The sequence below is a fragment of the Nocardia transvalensis genome (assembly GCF_015477765.1).
Lineage (GTDB): Bacteria > Actinomycetota > Actinomycetes > Mycobacteriales > Mycobacteriaceae > Nocardia > Nocardia transvalensis_A.
In genome coordinates this window covers 83701-100534 of the sequence record NZ_JADLQQ010000017.1, presented here as the reverse complement: position 1 = coordinate 100534, position 16834 = coordinate 83701, and the positions used below count along the sequence as shown (strand labels likewise).

The following is a 16834-nucleotide window of genomic DNA, read 5'->3' as shown; positions in this document are numbered from 1 at the left end:
AGCGGTTATCCCCACCTTCTCCCCACGCACCCCCTCGCACTCTCACTGCACGCCTTCACCCGCCCGTCCCAGCACGCTCCCACCCTCCTCCACCCCGGCACACCCCCACCCACTACCCCGGCACACCCCCACCCACGACCCCGGCACGTCCTTCGCCGGGGTTGACAAGATCGCTCTCCGTCTGCCAATCTCTGGCTCAGGTCATGAGTGCCAGCGTCAAGCCCCGGCTTGCTGGCCGGCAACCCTCCTCCGCGGTGGGGTGCTCCGGGTGACGACCGGGCCGCAGCCCGACCGGGCGCGGCAAGCGCGGACTCCGTTCACCGATTTCCGGAGTCCCTGAGCCGAAGGGATTACCCGTTGACTGCCGTACTCGATCAGACCTGCGCCGCCCTCGCTCGCGTCTCCGGATGTGATTTGCGAGTTCCGTTGGTACAGGGCGGGACTCGCACCTACGCCAATTTCGACTATGCCGCCAGCGCCCCCGCACTGGCCCAGGTCACCGACCGGGTGACCGAGCTGCTGCCGTTCTACGCGAGCGTGCACCGCGGCGCCGGCTACGCCTCCCGCATCTCCACCGACTGCTACGAGAACGCCCGCGGTTCGGTGGCCCGCTTCCTGAACTGCGCCGACGATCAGGTCGTGGTCTTCACCCGCAACACCACCGACTCGCTGAACCTGCTGGCCTCCTGTGTCCCCGGCGACACCGTGGTGCTCGACATCGAACACCACGCCAACTTCCTGCCCTGGACCCGGCACGGCCGCCGCGTGGTGCCCGCCGCGGACACCGTCGCCGAGACCATCCGCCGCGTGGTCGCCGAGCTGTGCGCGAAACCTGCTGCGCTGCTTGCGGTCACCGGCGCCTCCAATGTCACCGGCGAGGTGCTGCCGCTGGAGCGCCTGGCCACCATCGCCCATCAGTGCGGCGCCCGCATCCTGGTCGACGCCGCGCAGTTGGCGCCGCATCGGCGCATCGATCTGCAGGCGAGCGGCATCGACTACCTGGCGTTCTCCGGACACAAGCTGTATGCGCCGTTCGGCGCCGGGGTGCTGGTCGGCCGCCGGGATTGGCTCGACGCCGCCGCACCGTATCTGGCCGGTGGCGGCGCGGTCACGCAGGTCAGCGCGACCGACGCCGAATGGGCGCCCGCGCCGCAGCGGCACGAGGCCGGGTCGCCGAACGTGCTCGGCGTCGCCGCCTTGGCCGCGGCCTGCGACACACTGGGCGAACTGGACGAACAGACCGTCGTCGACCATGAGCGCCGGCTGGCGCAGCGCCTGTGCGACGGCCTGAAAGCCATTGCCGGAGTACAGTTCCTGCGCATCTGGTCGGACAGCGCGGACAGCGTCGGCATCGTCGCGTTCACCCTGGACGGTTTCGAGCCGGGCCGCGTCGCCGCCTATCTGTCCGCCGAACACGGCATCGGGGTGCGCGACGGCCGATTCTGCGCGCACCCGTTGCTGGCCCACCTCGGCGTGGACGGCGCCCTGCGGGCGAGCATCGGGCTGGGCACCTCGGCCGCCGATGTGGACCGCCTGATCGAGGCCGTCGCCACGCTGGTGGCCCAGGGTCCGCGCTGGAACTACGCCTGCACGTCCGGGCAGTGGAACCCGGTTCCCGAAACGCGACCGCGGTTGACCTCCGACGCGGGCGCGGGTGCGGCACCCTGCACATTCTGATCCGGCAGGGTGCCGCGCACCCGGGGCGTCACGGCGTCAGGTAGCGCTCGGCGAGTTCTTCCACCAAGGGATGGCCATCGTCGACGGCGTCCAGGGCCTCCAGATCGTTCTGCACCGAGATCTGGCGGGGATCATCCTGTTCCGGATCGGGGGCGCCGTCCTCGTTCAGTTGCCGCAGTATCTTCTCGCGCACCCGCGCCTTCAAGGAATCAGCCATAGTGTGAGCATGCCCAGCGCGGCCGGGTTATCCCCACAACCACGCCGCGGTTTGCTCACACCGGCGCCAGCCACCCGCCCCACGGGGTGTTGCGCAGCACGGTGAACGCCGTGAGCAGCGTGAGAACGACCGCCCAGCCGGTGCGGCCGAGCGCGAGCGGGAACGGGCGAGGCGGCCGCCCGCGCCAACGGTCCAGCGCCCAGCTCGCCCACCACACGACCGCCCCCACCAGCAACGGCAGCACAAAGACATTGCTGTGCACAGCATCGAGAACCCGGCCGTCGGTGAGATTGTGAACGGCCCGCAATCCACCGCAGCCCGGACACCACCATCCGGTCAACACATAGAACGGGCACAGGCCGTAGGACCCGTACCCATGGGGATCGCGAAAATGCAGAACCGCCACCGCGGCGGCCGCCGCACCGGCGACGAGCAGGGGTTGCCCCGAAGACCGCCACCCCGATCGTGTCTGCGCCCCGACGGGCAGCACATGCGCGGTGTCCACAGTCGTCCACGGTAGCGGTCGGCCAACCCGATCCGCCAGGTCAGTCCGGCTGGGCGAAGCGCAGGCTGTTGCCGAACGGGTCGGTGATGTCGAAGCCCGGCCCGCCGGGGCCGTCCTCGGGGCTGCCCGGCCTGGCGTAGCCGTAATCCTTGCCCGCGAGTTCGGCATGCAGGCCGTGGATATCCGCGACCGCGATCCACACCACGGTGCCCGGGGTGCCGTCGCCATGGTGCTCGCTCAGGTGGAGCACGGCCTCGGAGCGAGACAGCTGTGCATACAGCGGGAGGTCCGGTTCGAACCGATGCTCCCAGTCCACAGTGAAACCTAGGTATTCACAATAGAATTCGTACGCTTTGGCGACATCGAAGATGCGCAGCACGGGAATCGGCGGGGCGAGACGAATCGAATCGGAGGCCATACCCGCCATCCTCACAGACCTTTCGTGAGTTTCACAGGTCTTTGCCGCGCGGTCCGCTCGCCGACCGGGGCGGTGAGCACACCGACGAGCATGTCGACAACCTCGCCCCACGCCGACGTATCGTCCGCAGCCACCCGGCCCGCCTCGACCGCCCGCTCGTGATCGGCCAGCAGCGCGAACAGCACGGTCGGCAATGTGCGCAACCGCCGCACCCGCAGGCGCGGCGGCAGTTCGGGGAGCGCGCGGTCGAGGCCGCGCATGATCACCCGCACAGAGGTGCGGCGGTCGTCGTCGAGATTGGCGGCGTCGGTCACCGAGGGATGGGTGCGGATCTGCTCCAAAAACCGTGCGTAGTGCCCTATTCCGTGACGGGCACCCAACTCGAACATGGGAAATACCAACGCCTCCAACAAACCGTGCACGGTGTCGGGTTCGGCGGCCCCTGCCCGCTCGGCGAGCAACTCCAACCGCCGCACCTCGAGTGTCGCCAGCCGGTGTTCCACCACGGCCGCGACCAAGCCGTCGCGAGAACCGAAGTGGTACTGGATCGCCGAGTTGTTGCGCTGACCCGCCGCGGCGGCAATGTCGCGCAGCGGGACCGCCGAACCACGCTCGGCGATCAGCCGCTCGGCCGCTTCGATGAGGCGCTCCCGGGCCGATATCGCTTCCACAGCCCGAACCATAGCCGCCCACCAGCATTTTGAGTACTACTCCTTGACAGTTAAGCACCATCTCTTAACACTGCTTGTGATGCCTGTCACGGAAGAGGGACGCCCGCAATGATTCTCGATACTTTCCGCTTGGACGGCCGCGTCGCCGTCGTCACCGGCGCGGGCCGCGGTATCGGCGCCGCGACTGCACTCGCCCTGGCCGAGGCGGGGGCCGATGTCGCCATCGCGGCCCGCACCGCCGAGCAATTGGACGAGGTGGCGGGCAAGATCAGGGCACTGGGCCGTCGGGCCGTGACCGTGCCCTGCGATCTGTCGGACCTGTCCACGGTCTCCGCATTCGCCGAAACCGCCGCCGCCGAACTCGGCCGCATCGATATCGTCGTCAACAATGTCGGCGGCACCATGCCGAACACCTTCCTGACCACGACGACGGATTTCCTCGAGGAGGCCTTCCGTTTCAACGTCTCCACCGCGCACACGCTCACCCAGGCCGCGGTTCCGCACATGCTGCAAGGGGATGGCGGCTGCGTGGTCAACATCTCCTCGATGATGGGCCGGGCGGCCGGTCGCGGCTTTCTCGCCTACGGCACCGCCAAGGCGGCCCTCGCGCACTGGACCCGCCTGGCCGCAACCGATCTCGCTCCCCGTATCCGTGTCAATGCGATCGCGGTCGGTTCCGTGCTCACCTCGGCGCTGGAAGTCGTTGCCCAGCAACCGGAAATCAAGGCCGACATGGAGGCCGCCACACCCCTGCGCCGCCTCGGACAGCCCTGGGAGATCGCGGCGGGGATCGTCTACCTGTGCTCACCCGCAGGCGGCTACGTCTCCGGCAAGGTGCTCGAAATCGACGGGGGCATCGAGAGTCCGAATCTCGACCTGGGCCTTCCGGATCTGTGAGGAGTGTGCGATGACCTATCGCGTAGTGCAGTGGAGCACCGGCAATGTCGGCCGGTGGGCGTTGCGGTCCATCATCGCCCGGCCCGATCTCGAACTCGTCGGAGTATGGGTGTCCGGCCCCGCCAAGGCCGGTAAGGACGCCGCCGAACTGGCCGGACTCGACGAACCCACCGGCATCGTCGCCACCACCGACGCACAGACGCTGCTCGCGTTGAAACCCGACTGCATCGTGCACACGGCCATGGCCGACGATCGGCTGATAGAGGCGGTCGAGGACCTGAAATCGTTTCTGCGCGCGGGCATCAATGTGGTGTCGAGCAGCCCGGTATTCCTCCAATTCCCCTATGGCACACTACCTTCGGAGGCCATCGACCCGATCGTCGAGGCCGCCGAAGCCGGGGGTGCCTCGCTGTGGGTCAACGGCATCGATCCCGGGTGGGCCAACGACTGGCTGCCGCTGCTGCTGACCAGCGGCTGCGAGCGCATCGATAGGGTCGTGTGCTCGGAGATCATGGACTACTCCACCTACGACAATCCCAAGGTGCTGTTCGACATCATGGGCTTCGGCAGCGAGCTCGAGGATCTGCCGATGCTGTTGCAGCCCGGCGTCCTCACCCTCGCCTGGGGCAGTGTGATCCGCCAATTGGCCGCCGCCCTCGATATCGAATTGGACAGCGTCACACAGAATTTCGAGCGTCTACCCGCACCCGAGACGCTGCAGGTCTGCAAACGCACCGTGGCCGCCGGAACCGCAGCCGCCCTCCGCTTCCAGGTATCCGGAATCCGGTCGGGCCGTGATGCTCTCGTGCTGGAACACATCACCAGGCTGCACCCGTCCCTGGCCCCCGACTGGCCGCAACCAGCCGGAAAGGGTTGCTACCGAGTGGAAATCGAAGGCGAGCCCGACTACCAACTCGACCTGCAGCTCTACAGCCAGGGCGACCATGCCCGCGCGGGTCTCGTCGGCACGGCAGCCCGCCTCGTCAACACCGTCCCGGCCGTGGTCGAGGCCCGCCCCGGCCTGCTGACCGCTCTCGACCTTCCCCTCACCACAGGGCGCGGCCTGGTCTCCTGAAACCGGTCCCCGCGCATGAGAGAGATCACAACCCGCGCAGGCGGATTCTAGAACGCTCCCTCCAAATCCCTCGGGTACCGTGATCACGAGGTCCACACGACAACGAAATCAGGAGAACTACTGTGGGTTCAGGTTCCGCCGCCTTCGACGCGTACATGGCCGCCTACGAGAGCGGAAATCCGATAGCTCAGGCCCTGTTTCCGGTGGTGTTCGTCATCGCCGGCCTCGGCGAACTCCTTCAGGGCCATCCCTTCTGAGAAGTGTGCGGGCCGGTGAATCGGCCCGCACGCCCCGCTCACACGGCGAGGCTGACCACCAGCGAAGCCTCACGAAGGGGGCCGAAGCCGAGCAGTCCAGAGGTCTCGGGCGGACGTTCCCAACGCCGATCGGCGCTGCGGCGGAAACCGAGGTGGCGGTTGACGACATCGACGTCGAACTGTCGGCCGTAGATGACGCTCCATTCCCGTCGGAGGCCGGCCTCCGTGCAGGCGACCAGGAAGGTGCGGACGCCCTCGGCGATGCTCGGCGCCACGCCGCCCGCCCAGGACGCCGGCGCCTGAATGTTCTCCCCGCCGGACTTCAGTTCCAGCCGATGGGTCCGCCAGTCGATCTTCAATCTCAGCTCGGCACCGATCGTCCCGCGCCGGTACAGTCCCTGCACCAGGATTACTTCTATGTAGTGCGGCTCGCGTAAGCCCTGGGAAATCTTGTCCAACGAGGACGGCTCTATTTCGGCCGCCTCCCGCAGCATTGTTCGAATCTGCAGCTCCAGCAGGCTGAAACGGGTGAACGTCTCCGTGCGTGTGATCGTCCGGGCCATCATTTCTCCAGGTAGTCGACAGACCGGATGTCAGCCTGTGCCAAATGTTTGGCCGCATTGGCCAGATCGTCTATCGACCGAACCTCGCTCGGTACCCGGATGCGCGACCCGTTCGACAGCACGGCCTTGATCCGTGGCGGTCCGATGCTGTCTATGGCGTCCATGACGCGGTTTTCGATGATCAGCGCATGCACATCTGCCCAGAACGACACCGGCCGGTCGCGGTATACCGCAACGAGTTCGGCAACCTCCCGCGGGTCGACACCGGGAAACATATACGACACGATTCTCGCCCGCATGGATCCGGTCGGCTGCCAACGAATCGTGCGCATTCGTCCGGGCCGCAGCAGTGGTCCGTACAGGATCGACGGGTTGTTTCCGGTGACCACGATCGGGACCCGCGCCGCCGGATTTCCCGCGACAGTGGTCGGGAAATCACAGAATGCCATGAGCTGTGCGTAGACGACCTGCCGGTTCACGGTGTACTGCACGAGGCTTCCCCAGTTACCCAATATCGTGTCGATATCGTGTATCACGAGAATTCCTCGACGGCCGTCCTCCGTCGTCTCACCGGCGGCCAGATACTCGCGCCGCAGCAGTTGCCCCGGAGCCCCCGCATTCTCGCTTTCGAGCTCCCCGGGGCTGAGCAGGTGCTGCCGCAGTCCCAGTTCCTCGCAGATCCGCTCCACCTGGAACGTCTTGCCCTCGCCCGGCGGCCCGAAGACTCCGAGGATCAGCGGATAGGTCGGCACATCCGAAAGCAGATTGGCCAGCAGATGTGCACGCACCGGTCGGCGGAACGATTCGTCGATATAAGCTCTCACTCGCGGCCGCCTTCCCGGTCTGTTATCCGCTTCCGCATCTCCCGCAACAACTCCGCCGATCGATCGTGGCGGGACTCGGCTGCGCGAACACGCGGCGGATGTGCGGTCGTGGCGGGTGGAACTATTTCGTACCCGACGGCTGCGGTTCGTCCGATATTCGGCTGCTCGGCAGGCGACGCCATGGCGACCTCTTTCTTCGCAATTCCCGCAAGCCGCCCCTGCAGTTCCCGCATCAGATCTTTCGACGACGCGGGATCCTTCGGATCGAAATCGAGATTCACCACGGTCTTGTGAAACCGCGGTTTGACATAGGACAGTCTCGGCGACTCGGCGATGAGCTCCTTGATGATCCCCTCGGTGACTCGCCGAAGCTCGTGCTCCTCGATCTTCACCCTTTCGCATTCCTTGGCGGTCAGCTCCGCAATCTGCTTCTCGAGCTGCGACACCTTGACCGTCGTCCGCCCCTCCTCGAACCAGGAGAAGATCACCTTTTCCGCTAGCGAAATCCCAGCCGCCGCAAGCAGCGCAACGAAATCCACCATCCGCCGAGTCCTCTCGAGATCAGCCCTACAGCGCCCATCCGTTGCCTGATAGTCGTCCGCACAGCCGAAAACGCAACACTCACCCGGCGTCGAAAATCCCCGAAAACTAGAAATACAGACCGATCGGATTATTCGCCCGCTCCTAATCGTTCACCGAGCCCGCTCGACTCCGGCCCGAAGCGGCTGTGGGCGCGCCCAGCCCCGTCAATCCCGTTGGCGAAGTAGGCAATTCAGAAACCGACAGGACAACGCATCTTGCGGCACTACGACGACAGACCATCGTCCGAAACTGTCGTCAGAGGCTCCGCTGCCCGGAAGAACTTGGAGCCACCTGGGGGAATCGAACCCCGCAGTTGTGGACGGCGTCCGCTCACCGAGTGCCGGATCGTCAGGGTCGATTCCACGAATCCCGCGTTGTACTCCGTGCCATGTCAACAGCAACTGCACCCACCACTGGCCGTCCCACTCCTCCGGGTCATTGGGATCCAGGTCGGCGCCAGCAAAGCCTCGCGGTCGATGGAGTTCTCCATAACCGCTCAGACGCTGCTTCTCTGGGGTCCTAACCGTCACGCTGGAAAGCTAGGTGTATCGACGCAGCTCAGCGGCCTCGGCGGGGCTCAATCAAATCGACACAGGTGTGGTGGAGGAACGCTAGCCATCAATCGCGATAGTCGAGATCTCCCCAGAGATTGCTGCTCGATGAGCTTCCTGTAGGCCCTGCGTACCCGCTGCTACCGGTCGGGCGGCCCAAAGGGAACCACGACGAGCCGGTATCCGCGGCCGAGGAGTCGGCTCCGTACGTGTAGGAAGCTCGCCGGCTGCGTTGGCGCCGACGAAAATCGTAATCTTCAGTCATTTGCCGGTTGTAATCCGTCAGCTGCTCGGGCGTCATCTTACTGAGCGCTTCCCGGAGGCTCCTCCAACTTTCCGCACGCAGCCGCTCGGACTCTTCGTCCAATCGTTGCTGCTCTTGTCGCTCTCGTTCGTAACGCCGGTTCCACCACATACGACATCGACTCCAAAGCTGGTGATCCTGCAGGACACCGCGCATTTTCGTGCCGCCGTGCCCGCTCACCTCTAGTGTCCCGCCGGTTATCGAACGAGTGCAACAGGCAGCCTCACGGATCGTGCGCGGCGCCCGCTGACAAGGGATACCCTCAGATTCGTGTGTGTGGACCCGCACGTGTGGACCGGGAGGTCGGCAAGACCAGAGATCTGGCCGTTGACCTGGTCAATGTGTGGAGCCGCCCGGGGGAATCGAACCCCCGACCTTTCATCACGGCCAACCCCTGGGACTTAGTTGTACCTCCGCTCGCGCAAGCTCCTGCCTGGCAGCCCGAGGGCGTTGCGGGCCTCGGGCCGTTGGATGGACAGCACGGCCGCACCGGGCATGGGGTCGCAGCGACGAACGTGGTCAGCCATTTCTCGCCCTTCGTACTGGTAGAGACCGAGTTCAGCGAAGCCTGCCGGTAGGACACCGCGTCCAGAGCCCGGCGGAACGCCGGGCTCTGGACGATCACGACGTGGCGGCCTCGACGTCGGCGTATTCGATTTCCGCGAAGAACAAGGAGGTGTTCAGGAAGGATCCGATGACCCGTTCGCGCGCGCTGGTTACCTTGGTCGTCGACGACATATCGGCCGTCAGCTCGAACGATTGCCGATCGATTGGCCAACCGAGCGCGGCGGCGCGCTCGGACGACGCGTCGATCGACGGAACTCGGACCACGATCGCGAACGGTCCCTCGCCGCGCTCGGCCAACACGGCGCGAAGAGCGTCCGCGGCAGCCAAGTCACCATACGGTGCCACGAACTCGAGTCCGGCATCCCACGAAACCATCGCACGGGCACCGGCGGACTCGTTGCGAACTTCGTCGAATGTTGTCTCGAACAGCTCGCTCATCTGCTTGACGTAACGCGACAGATTTTCCGGCTCGACGAGCCAGACAAAATGATCGATGCGGTTCTTCGCAGACATGATTTCCCTCTATAGATCCGAAGCAAATCTGTGGTGGGCCGCGGCGTGCGTGCGCCCAGCAGGTTCGGACGCGGGAACGCCGACAAATGACGCCAGGTCGTGTTCGTCGCCGGGCCCCCGGCCATTGCCCCGGCGGTACCGGCGACGAACGCTAGGAGACACGCCTCATTCGAGTTTTCCCGCGCACGAAGACGAGATCGTGGTCACGCTCGAATTCCTACAACATGGCCCATCTCGCTCAGGACGAACCCCGACGAGAGGCGGGTTCCGGCGGGTTCGCCCAACGGCACCTCCCGTGCCGAGGAGATCATGATCAGCGCCTTCGGGCGCCCGGTAGCGATATCACCCATGACTGCAATCCCCTTCCGTGTCGGCCGGAGCCGTACTCCGTGCGTCATCAACCAGTCTGTTGCCGGTGCGAAGCCAGGGGAAGGCCGAGTTCTTCCTGGTAATGCCACTACCACCTTGACTCGCGAGATGGCCGCTCCGTCCTCAGGCGGCAGCGGACTTCTCGGCCCCGATGTCATTCGCGAGCCGGATCGCGTCTCCGGTATTGCTGGCACTGCCGAGACCGAAATACTCGATGCTCGTGAAAGGGATTTCGATAAGGATGCGATGAGTACCATCGCTGGATCCTTAGTCGCGGCAATCGAATCGGTCTGGACAAATCTGCGGTCCCAGCATCCCGACGTGCCAGACGTAGTCGTCACCGTGGCCGCCGGTTCGGCAGGTCGGCGTGGCGTCCGGCTCGGCCGTTTTGGCCCGGACCGATGGTTCTCACCGCGGTTCGAACCTCCACGCTGCCGTGCCCACGCAAGCTCACCGAGAAGGAACGCGAGCGGGGTAAGCCGATCAAGTCCTATACGCCGCCCACGGCGGCGGAGTACTGCGCCGACGCCGATCTCGTGGATTGGATCACCCTGCTCGCGGGTACCGGCCTGCGGCGCAGCCAAGGTCTCGTCCTTTTGTGGTCCGACATCGACCTCGACGGCAAAACGCTGCAGACGACCGGCAAGGTCGTCCGGATCACCGGAGTAGGACTGGTTCGTCTGGAGATCGAGGACGACCCGAAGAACCGCAAAGGCCGAATAGCCTTGCCGGACTTTGTCGTTGAGATGCTCCGGTGTCGAAAAGCGGTGCTGGAAGCCCGTAAGCAGCACAACCCGCCGAGCGAGGAACCCGAATACGATCTGGTGTTCCCATCCGAGGAGTGGACACTGCGCGACCCGAACAACGTCCAGCACCAATGGCAGCGGGTGCGCGAGGCGCTGGGCATCCCCGACGACATCACCGCGCACAGCTTCCGCGGCGCGGTCGCCACCATTCTGGACGACGCCGGACTGTCTGTCGCATCACCGCGGACGTCCTCGGCCATGCAGATCCCTCGATGACCCAGCGGCAGTACATGGCACGCGGACGCGTCCACATCGCCGCTGCGGCAGCGCTCGACGAAGCCGTCGCCGGATTGACGTGGAACGAATTTGTTGGGACTTAGTTGGGTTCAGTCCCGAATCTGTGCCGGATGAGGGTCCGGGAACCGGCCCTCACCTGCGGCTTGGAGCCGCCTGGGGGAATCGAACCCCCGACCTTTTCATTACGAGTGAAGCGCTCTACCGACTGAGCTAAGGCGGCGTGCCTTGCGGCGGGTGCGAGTCTATCGTCTCGGGGGCGGATCGCGAAAATCGGTGGTCTCGCTCACCCGTTACCAGGTCAGCTGGGGGTGCGGGCGGCGATGAGGCCCGCGACCATGGCGGCGACCGCGAAGCGAGGTTTGACGTTCAGGTCCAGGGCCTCTCGGCAGTGGAGGACGGCCTCGATCGAGCGGAGCAGGCCCTCGGGGCGGACCTCGGTGGCGAGGTCGCGGATCTGGTCGGGGAGATCGGGGTGGGTGAGGGTGACGCCACCGGCCGGGTCGGGGCGCGCCGCGCCGAGACGGACCGCCAGGGCGTCGCGGTAGAGACCGGCCACATCGATGAGTGCGCGGTCCAGGGAGTCGCGGCCGGTGCGGGTGGCGCGGGATTTCTGGCGGCGTTCCAGATCCTTCAGGATGCCGGCCGAGCCGCGGGTCGCCGAGGCGGTGCCTTTGCCGGTACCGCCCGCGCCGAGGGCGGTCGCCAGTTCCTCCCGCTCCCGCTCGTCGCGGGCCGCGCTGACCTGTTTGGCCTCCTCCTCGGCGGCCTTCACCAATTCGTCGGCGGCCACATACGCCGCGGCGGGCCTGGCCGTGGCCGCGACCAGTGCCAGGGCCCGCTTGCGACGGGCGCGCGCCTCCTCGTCGGTGGCCAGGCGGCGCGCCCGCCCGACGTGCCCGCCGCTGACCGAGGCCGCCCACTCCGCGGTATCCGCGTCCAGGCCGTCGCGCTCCCGCAGGACCCGTGCGATCGCATCGGAGGACGGCGTCACCAAATGCACATGGCGGCAGCGCGATCGCAGCGTCACGGAAATATCCTCGGGATCCACCGAGGGCGCGCACAGCAGGAACACCGTTCGCTCCGGCGGTTCCTCGACCACCTTCAGCAGCACGTTCCCGGCCGCCTCGGTGAGCCGGTCGGCATCCTCGATAACCACCACCTGCCACCGGCCGGTGCTGGGCCGACGGGAGGCCACCTGCACGATCTCGCGCATCTCCTTGGTACCGATGCTCAGGCCCTCGGGAACCACCCGCCGCACATCGCCGTGCGTCCCGGCCATGGTTGTCGTGCACGCGTGACAGTGCCCGCACCCCGGCGTCACCGGATCGGTGCACTGCAGCGCGGCCGCAAAGCACAGCGCGGCCACCGACCGCCCCGATCCCGGCGGCCCGGTGAACAACCACGAATGCGTCATCGCCGACGACGCCACCCCGCCGCGCGCCGCCACCGCCGCAGCAGTCAGCTCGGACTCGACCGCATCCTGACCCACCAGCCGATCGAAGACACCCGCCACGCCGTACACCATAGCCGCCGCCCCCGACATCCCCCGCCGCTCTGCCGCCCACCCCAACAGCCAACCCGCCGAGCTATTCGACTACGCACCTTTCCCCGCGTCAACAATCGACAGAACAATGCTCCGCACAGCAAGCTTTCGAGCAGCACCACGATCCCGGCCGAAGCACGCCAGGGACACCGAGGCACTCAGGGACAGCCAACGGGGGCCGAGAGCACAGCGGGACTTTCGCGGTGCGTCAGGGGCGGACGGGCCGCCGGGAATGCCGCTGGCGTGGGGCCGGGGTCAGGAGGCGCGCTGGTACGTCGTGTTGGCGCCGTCGAGGGCCTCGCGGATGATGTCGGCGTGACCGGAGTGGTGCGAGATCTCACGGAAGATGTGCAGCAAGGTGAATCGGACCGTCCACCACTCTCGTTCGGGTGACCACGGCGCGGTCGGGGTGGGGATGAGGGTGTCGAGGCTGTCGACGGCTCGGATCAGTTGGGCCGTGTCCTCGGCGACGGTGTCCCACTCTTTCAACAGGCCCTCTACCGTCTCCTCCGGGCCCATCCGGTATTCCGAATCGAACTTGGACACGTCGAGTTTCGCGTTCTCGTCGCGCTCGACCAGCACGGTGTACCAGTGCCGTTCACAGCTGACGAGATGGTGCAGCAGCCCGCCCAGTGTCAGCTCACTCACGGTGGTGCGCTGGCGTGCCTGGTCATTGTCGATGCCGCGCAGGGTGATCCGGAACAACTCGCGCTGACCGGCGAGCATGGCTATCAGGTCCTGGCGTTCCTGCGCGATCGAAGGGGCGGTCATCGGAGTCCTTCCGCTGGCGTGTCGGGATGGCTCGAAACGCTACGGCAGCGGCCCGACAGAAAACGGACAATGTCCGATTTCCGCGCACTCCGGCCGTCGGACTCAGGTCTTCGAGGATGCCTTCTTGGTGGCCTTCTTCGCCGGGGTCTTCTCCGCGGTCTTGGCCGCCTTCTTGGCAGTCGTCTTCTTGGCCGCGGTCTTCTTGACGGCGGTCTTCTTCGCCGACTTCTTGGCCGTCCGCTTCACCGGCGCCTTGGCCCGGCGGTCGGCGAGCAGCTCGGACGCCCGGTCGTCGGTGATGGACTCCACGTCGTCGCCCTTGCGCAGACTGGCATTGGTCTCGCCGTCGGTGACGTACGGCCCGAACCGGCCGTCCTTGATCACCATCGGCTTCCCGCTGACCGGATCGGTCCCCAGTTCCCGCAGCGGCGCACTGCTCGACGCCTGACGGCCCCGCCGCTTGGGCTCGGCGTAGATCTTCAACGCCTCGTCCAGCGTCACGGTGAAGATCTGATCCTCACTCGCCAGCGACCGCGAGTCGGTTCCCTTCTTCAGATACGGCCCGTACCGGCCGTTCTGCGCGGTGATCTCCTCACCCGACGCCGGATCCACACCCACCACCCGCGGCAGCGACAGCAGTCGGAGCGCCTCGTCCAGGGTGATCGTGGCCAGATCCATCGACTTGAACAGCGACCCGGTGCGCGGCTTGGCGGCGGCCTTCTTCGACCCCTTCTTGCCGTCGCCGTTCTCGTTCGACTCGGGCAGGATCTCGGTGACGTAGGGCCCGAAACGCCCTTCCTTGGCGACAATTCGGTGCCCGGTCGCCGGATCCACACCGAGCTCACGCCCCTCCTGCGGCGTCGAGAACAGCTTCTCGGCGACCTCCGGGGTCAGTTCGTCCGGCGGGAGATCGTCGGGCAGATTGGCCCGCTGCGAGACCGGATCACCGTCCGGATCATCCGGATTGGCCACCATCCGTTCCAGATACGGCCCGAACCGTCCGACGCGGACCACCACGTCGCGACCCTGATCGTCGGTGAACAGCTTGATCGAGTTGATCTCGCGGGCGTCGATGTCGTCGAGTCGCTCGCCGACCATCTTCTTCAGCCCGCCCGAGCGCGCCACCGAACCCTCGGCGCCGTGCTCGCCGCCGAAATAGAAGCTGGACAACCAGTTTCCGCGTTGTTCGCGGCCGCCGGCGATGGCGTCGAGATCGTCCTCCATGGCCGCGGTGAAGTCGAAGTCCACCAACCGGCCGAAGTACTCCTCGAGCAGGCCGACCACCGCGAAGGCCACCCACGACGGCACCAGCGCATTGCCGCGCTTGTACACGTATCCGCGGTCCAGGATCGTCTTGATGATCGAGGCGTAGGTCGACGGGCGGCCGATCCCCAACTCCTCGAGCGCCTTGACCAGCGAGGCCTCGTTGTAGCGCGGGGGTGGATTGGTCGTGTGCCCGTCGGGGTTCAGCTCGGCGGCCGTGACGCCCTGCCCCTCGTTGAGCGCGGGCAGCCGCGATTCGGCGTCGTCGGACTGGCCGCCGCTGTCCTCGTCGACGCTCTCGACGTAGGCCTTCAGGAAGCCGGGGAAGGTGATAGTGCGGCCGGACGCCGAGAACACACACTCCTCGCCCGTACCGGCGACGCCGGTGATCCGGACGGTCAACGTGGTGCCGCGGGCGTCGGCCATCTGCGATGCGACGGTGCGCTGCCAGATCAGCTCGTAGAGCCGGAACTCGTCCTGATCCAGCCGCGAGGCCAGCTGTCCGGGCGTGGCGAAGCTGTCACCGGCCGGCCGGATCGCCTCGTGCGCCTCCTGGGCGTTCTTGACCTTGCGGGTGTACTGGCGCGGCGTCGGGTGCACGAACTGGGCGCCGTACAGCTGGGTGGCCTGGGCCCGGGCCGCCGCAATGGCCGACTCCGACAGCGTGGTCGAGTCGGTACGCATATAGGTGATGTAGCCGTTCTCGTACAGCCGCTGCGCCACCCGCATCGTGCGTTCGGAGCTGAACCGCAGCTTGCGCGCGGCCTCCTGCTGCAGCGTCGAGGTCATGAACGGCGCGTACGGCCTGCGGGTGTACGGCTTGGATTCGACCGAGCTGACCTGGAATTCGCTGGACTCCAAGGCTTCCGCGAGCCGTCGCGCGTAGCCCTCGTCCAGGACGGTGACACCGTTCGTCTTCAACTGCCCGTCGGCACCGAAGTCGCGGCCACCGGCGATGCGGGAGCCGTCGACGGTCACCAGCCGGGCCCCGAAGGTCCGCGGGTTCGCCTCGTCGCCCTCGCCACCACCGGCGTCGAACTTCGCGGCGATATCCCAGTACTCGGCCGAGCGGAACGCCATGCGCTCGCGCTCGCGCTGCACGATGATCCGGGTCGCCACCGACTGCACCCGGCCTGCCGACAGCCGCGGCATGACCTTCTTCCACAGCACGGGGCTGACCTCGTAACCGTAGAGCCGGTCCAGGATGCGCCGGGTCTCCTGGGCGTCGACCAGATCGTTGTCGAGCTCGCGCGTGTCGGCGGCGGCCGCGCGGATGGCCGGTTCGGTGATCTCGTGGAACACCATCCGGCGCACCGGCACCTTCGGCTTCAGCGTCTCGAGCAGATGCCAGGCAATGGCCTCACCCTCGCGGTCGGGGTCGGTGGCCAGGTAGAGCTCGTCGGCGTCCTTGAGCAGACTCTTGAGCTCGGAAACCTTCGCCTTCTTGTCCGGGCTGACCACGTAGATGGGCTCGAAATCGTTGTCGACGTCGACGCCCAGGCGGGCCCAGGACTGACCTTTGTATTTGGCGGGCACATCGGCCGCGCCGCGCGGTAGGTCGCGGATATGACCCACCGAGGCCTCCACCGTGTAGCCACGGCCGAGATAGGGCGCGATCTTCTTGGCCTTCGTCGGCGACTCGACGATCACGAGACGACGCAGGGGGCGGCCCTGGTCGGGCGCTGCCTGGGAGTTCGGCGCTGCACCGCGGTCTCGTGTTGCCACCGGCGAACACACCTTTCCTGTCGACCCGCGCGGCGTGTGGCACGCAGTGCGCGGCTGGGGCAAGCGGAGGAGACAGATGTCTCCCACCAGAGACGTTTATACCGTGTTGTATGGCCGCGCCTCGGGCACGGCATGTTGAAATGCCCCGGTTTGCGGTCGAGTGTACTGCCCCGGATACGGCTCGTCCCCCACCGCAGTGCGGTGAGGGACGAGCGATCGGACCTCTGTTACGCGCTCAGCTGATGGCGCGAACTCCGGTGGCCTGCGGGCCCTTGGTGCCCTGGCCAACCTCGAACTCGACCTTCTGGTTCTCCTCGAGGGTGCGGAAGCCCGTCCCCTGGATCTCGGAGTAGTGGACGAAGACGTCAGCGGAGCCGTCCTCGGGCGCGATGAAGCCGAACCCCTTCTCCGCGTTGAACCACTTCACAGTTCCCTGTGCCATTCTGTTCCTTCTCTTTCCATACCGGAACGGCGGACAAGTTAGGTTCGTCCACCGGGT

General features: G+C 66.4%; 18 protein-coding genes, 1 tRNA gene and 1 riboswitch. Of the genes, 5 read left to right on the top strand and 14 right to left on the bottom strand.

Features of this window, described 5'->3' with window-relative positions:
- Positions 1–199: 199 nt before the first annotated feature.
- Positions 200–313, top strand: a riboswitch (SAM riboswitch).
- A 44-nt stretch (positions 314–357) separates the two neighbouring features.
- On the top strand, positions 358–1677 hold the full coding sequence (locus tag IU452_RS36275) for an aminotransferase class V-fold PLP-dependent enzyme (protein ID WP_195113784.1): 1320 nt from the start codon (positions 358–360) through the stop codon (positions 1675–1677).
- Between the two features lie 28 nt (positions 1678–1705).
- Here IU452_RS36275 and IU452_RS36270 read toward each other — a convergent pair whose 3' ends face one another.
- Genes IU452_RS36270 through IU452_RS36255 form a run of 4 tightly spaced genes read right to left on the bottom strand, consistent with a single transcriptional unit; the run spans position 1706 to position 3488 of the window.
- Complete coding sequence (locus IU452_RS36270) at positions 1706–1894, bottom strand: hypothetical protein (RefSeq protein ID WP_195113783.1); 189 nt, start codon at positions 1892–1894, stop codon at positions 1706–1708.
- Positions 1895–1949: 55 nt separating this feature from the next.
- Entirely contained in the window at positions 1950–2399 is a 450-nt protein-coding gene (locus IU452_RS36265; protein WP_195113782.1) for a DUF2752 domain-containing protein, read from the bottom strand.
- Positions 2400–2439: 40 nt separating this feature from the next.
- Positions 2440–2817, bottom strand: coding sequence for a glyoxalase superfamily protein (locus IU452_RS36260; protein WP_195113781.1), 378 nt, complete (start codon positions 2815–2817; stop codon positions 2440–2442).
- 11 nt (positions 2818–2828) lie between these two features.
- Complete coding sequence (locus tag IU452_RS36255; RefSeq protein WP_195113780.1) at positions 2829–3488, bottom strand: TetR/AcrR family transcriptional regulator; 660 nt, start codon at positions 3486–3488, stop codon at positions 2829–2831.
- A 108-nt stretch (positions 3489–3596) separates the two neighbouring features.
- On the opposite strand from IU452_RS36255, the gene IU452_RS36250 reads away from it, so the two are divergent.
- The 3 genes from IU452_RS36250 to IU452_RS39090 all read left to right on the top strand — a co-directional run bounded on the left by IU452_RS36250 (position 3597) and on the right by IU452_RS39090 (position 5717).
- Positions 3597–4385, top strand: coding sequence for an SDR family oxidoreductase (locus tag IU452_RS36250; protein ID WP_195113779.1), 789 nt, complete (start codon positions 3597–3599; stop codon positions 4383–4385).
- Between the two features lie 10 nt (positions 4386–4395).
- On the top strand, positions 4396–5460 hold the full coding sequence (locus IU452_RS36245; RefSeq protein WP_195113778.1) for a diacylglycerol kinase: 1065 nt from the start codon (positions 4396–4398) through the stop codon (positions 5458–5460).
- Between the two features lie 122 nt (positions 5461–5582).
- Positions 5583–5717 (top strand): hypothetical protein, encoded by a 135-nt coding sequence (locus tag IU452_RS39090; RefSeq protein WP_267467742.1) that lies wholly within the window; start codon positions 5583–5585, stop codon positions 5715–5717.
- A gap of 38 nt (positions 5718–5755) precedes the next feature.
- Here IU452_RS39090 and IU452_RS36240 read toward each other — a convergent pair whose 3' ends face one another.
- The 5 genes from IU452_RS36240 to IU452_RS36220 all read right to left on the bottom strand — a co-directional run bounded on the left by IU452_RS36240 (position 5756) and on the right by IU452_RS36220 (position 9971).
- A complete protein-coding gene (locus IU452_RS36240; RefSeq protein ID WP_195113777.1) occupies positions 5756–6280 on the bottom strand; it encodes a hypothetical protein in 525 nt (174 codons plus the stop codon).
- The gene (locus IU452_RS36235) at positions 6280–7104 is read right to left on the bottom strand and encodes an AAA family ATPase (protein ID WP_195113776.1); all 825 of its coding nucleotides are present in this window, start codon (positions 7102–7104) and stop codon (positions 6280–6282) included. Before IU452_RS36235 ends, IU452_RS36240 begins: the two co-directional genes overlap by 1 nt.
- Positions 7101–7646 (bottom strand): hypothetical protein, encoded by a 546-nt coding sequence (locus IU452_RS36230; protein WP_195113775.1) that lies wholly within the window; start codon positions 7644–7646, stop codon positions 7101–7103. The genes IU452_RS36235 and IU452_RS36230 overlap by 4 nt, the downstream gene beginning before the upstream one ends.
- 1516 nt (positions 7647–9162) lie before the next feature.
- Positions 9163–9621, bottom strand: a complete 459-nt coding sequence (locus tag IU452_RS36225; protein WP_195113774.1) for a hypothetical protein — start codon at positions 9619–9621, stop codon at positions 9163–9165.
- A 203-nt stretch (positions 9622–9824) separates the two neighbouring features.
- Positions 9825–9971: a hypothetical protein gene (locus tag IU452_RS36220; protein ID WP_195113773.1), complete on the bottom strand. Its 147-nt coding sequence runs from the start codon at positions 9969–9971 to the stop codon at positions 9825–9827.
- Positions 9972–10391: 420 nt separating this feature from the next.
- On the opposite strand from IU452_RS36220, the gene IU452_RS36215 reads away from it, so the two are divergent.
- Positions 10392–11012 (top strand): site-specific integrase, encoded by a 621-nt coding sequence (locus tag IU452_RS36215; RefSeq protein ID WP_228819337.1) that lies wholly within the window; start codon positions 10392–10394, stop codon positions 11010–11012.
- Positions 11013–11177: 165 nt separating this feature from the next.
- Here IU452_RS36215 and IU452_RS36210 read toward each other — a convergent pair.
- The 5 genes from IU452_RS36210 to IU452_RS36190 all read right to left on the bottom strand — a co-directional run bounded on the left by IU452_RS36210 (position 11178) and on the right by IU452_RS36190 (position 16777).
- Positions 11178–11253, bottom strand: a tRNA-Thr gene (locus IU452_RS36210).
- Positions 11254–11331: 78 nt separating this feature from the next.
- Positions 11332–12558 (bottom strand): DNA polymerase III subunit delta', encoded by a 1227-nt coding sequence (locus tag IU452_RS36205; RefSeq protein WP_228819336.1) that lies wholly within the window; start codon positions 12556–12558, stop codon positions 11332–11334.
- Positions 12559–12831: 273 nt separating this feature from the next.
- Positions 12832–13347 (bottom strand): DUF664 domain-containing protein, encoded by a 516-nt coding sequence (locus IU452_RS36200; protein WP_195113771.1) that lies wholly within the window; start codon positions 13345–13347, stop codon positions 12832–12834.
- 102 nt (positions 13348–13449) lie between these two features.
- The gene (topA, locus tag IU452_RS36195) at positions 13450–16335 is read right to left on the bottom strand and encodes a type I DNA topoisomerase (RefSeq protein ID WP_416382401.1); all 2886 of its coding nucleotides are present in this window, start codon (positions 16333–16335) and stop codon (positions 13450–13452) included.
- 235 nt (positions 16336–16570) lie between these two features.
- On the bottom strand, positions 16571–16777 hold the full coding sequence (locus tag IU452_RS36190; protein ID WP_195113770.1) for a cold-shock protein: 207 nt from the start codon (positions 16775–16777) through the stop codon (positions 16571–16573).
- Positions 16778–16834: the final 57 nt, after the last annotated feature.

What these genes read in the sequence shown, in the direction of transcription:
- IU452_RS36230 (WP_195113775.1), bottom strand. Translation starts at nt 7,646, where the DNA reads ATGGTGGATTTCGTTGCGCTGCTTGCGGCGGCTGGGATTTCGCTAGCG.
- IU452_RS36220 (WP_195113773.1), bottom strand. Translation starts at nt 9,971, where the DNA reads ATGGGTGATATCGCTACCGGGCGCCCGAAGGCGCTGATCATGATCTCC.
- IU452_RS36215 (WP_228819337.1), top strand. Translation starts at nt 10,392, where the DNA reads ATGGTTCTCACCGCGGTTCGAACCTCCACGCTGCCGTGCCCACGCAAG.
- IU452_RS36240 (WP_195113777.1), bottom strand. Translation starts at nt 6,280, where the DNA reads ATGGCCCGGACGATCACACGCACGGAGACGTTCACCCGTTTCAGCCTG.
- IU452_RS36245 (WP_195113778.1), top strand. Translation starts at nt 4,396, where the DNA reads ATGACCTATCGCGTAGTGCAGTGGAGCACCGGCAATGTCGGCCGGTGG.
- IU452_RS36250 (WP_195113779.1), top strand. Translation starts at nt 3,597, where the DNA reads ATGATTCTCGATACTTTCCGCTTGGACGGCCGCGTCGCCGTCGTCACC.
- IU452_RS36205 (WP_228819336.1), bottom strand. Translation starts at nt 12,558, where the DNA reads ATGGTGTACGGCGTGGCGGGTGTCTTCGATCGGCTGGTGGGTCAGGAT.
- IU452_RS36190 (WP_195113770.1), bottom strand. Translation starts at nt 16,777, where the DNA reads ATGGCACAGGGAACTGTGAAGTGGTTCAACGCGGAGAAGGGGTTCGGC.
- IU452_RS36225 (WP_195113774.1), bottom strand. Translation starts at nt 9,621, where the DNA reads ATGTCTGCGAAGAACCGCATCGATCATTTTGTCTGGCTCGTCGAGCCG.
- IU452_RS36200 (WP_195113771.1), bottom strand. Translation starts at nt 13,347, where the DNA reads ATGACCGCCCCTTCGATCGCGCAGGAACGCCAGGACCTGATAGCCATG.
- IU452_RS36270 (WP_195113783.1), bottom strand. Translation starts at nt 1,894, where the DNA reads ATGGCTGATTCCTTGAAGGCGCGGGTGCGCGAGAAGATACTGCGGCAA.
- IU452_RS36260 (WP_195113781.1), bottom strand. Translation starts at nt 2,817, where the DNA reads ATGGCCTCCGATTCGATTCGTCTCGCCCCGCCGATTCCCGTGCTGCGC.